This is a genomic window from Stenotrophomonas sp. GbtcB23 (assembly GCF_019091045.1).
Taxonomy (GTDB): domain Bacteria; phylum Pseudomonadota; class Gammaproteobacteria; order Xanthomonadales; family Xanthomonadaceae; genus Stenotrophomonas; species Stenotrophomonas rhizophila_A.
In genome coordinates, this window is record NZ_JAGXKC010000140.1 from 1 (window position 1) to 831 (window position 831).

Annotated in this window: 1 protein-coding gene; it reads right to left on the minus strand. The window is 56.6% G+C overall.

Annotation, left to right across the window (positions count from 1 at the left end):
• Positions 1-210: 210 nt before the first annotated feature.
• Positions 211-549 carry a carboxymuconolactone decarboxylase family protein gene (locus tag KVS69_RS18460; RefSeq protein ID WP_217539439.1) on the minus strand — a complete coding sequence of 113 codons (339 nt, stop codon included), beginning with the start codon at positions 547-549 and terminating at the stop codon, positions 211-213.
• Between the last annotated feature and the right edge of the window lie 282 nt (positions 550-831).

Here is an 831-nt window from a genome sequence, read left to right on the forward strand (position 1 = left end):
GGATGTGCCGCACCTCATAGTCTTCCCTGGCAAGCGGGGTCGCGCCGGGAAGCTTGAACGATCCGTCGAGGAGACGAGATGGGCGCTACCGAGATTATCGGCAAGCTACTATGTCGAGATCAGAGACGACGATGGGAAGTTGGACATTTTGACCTTTCCCTGATGAAGTTGGCTGCCGCGAGCCGGCGCGCGCGGCGGCAGAGGTGGTGCTCAGGCAGACATGTTCTCGAAAGCATCCAGCGTCCGTGCCGAGTAGACCAGTGCCGCGCCGGCATTCAGCGCGATCGCAACGCCAAGTGCTTCGGCAATTTCTTCCTTGGAGACGCCATGGGCGATAGCCGCTTCGACATGGCTTGCAATGCAGCCGTCGCAACGCGTCGTCACGGCAACCGCCAGCGCGATCAGCTCGCGCGTCTTGCCGTCGAGATGAACGGCTTTCTCGCCGGCCATCGCCAGGGCGGCGTAGCCCTTCATCGTCTCCGGCGTCAGCGTGCGCAGGTCGCCAACGCGCTTCTTCACTTCGCCGCGATATTCTTTCCAGTTCATCATGAAATATCTCCCGTGCTCCAATGAGCTGTTGTCAATGTGACGGTGGTCAAGTGAGTGCATATGATGCAGCAAGTAAAGAGTATTGGATATCTTGAATGCGATTTTCGCATTAAATTTTTATAAAACTGCATATGTTGCAATTCATGCTTGCTTGCTGGAAGGTTTGTCTGCGTGATACCGTCTGATCGAACCCTAGAGAGGTCGACAACGACGCATGACGTCTGATTCCCCCAATGAACTGCCAGAGACCGGACCGGTCAAAACGCTGGCCAAGGGACTGGC

What these genes read in the sequence shown, in the direction of transcription:
- KVS69_RS18460 (WP_217539439.1), bottom strand. Translation starts at nt 549, where the DNA reads ATGATGAACTGGAAAGAATATCGCGGCGAAGTGAAGAAGCGCGTTGGC.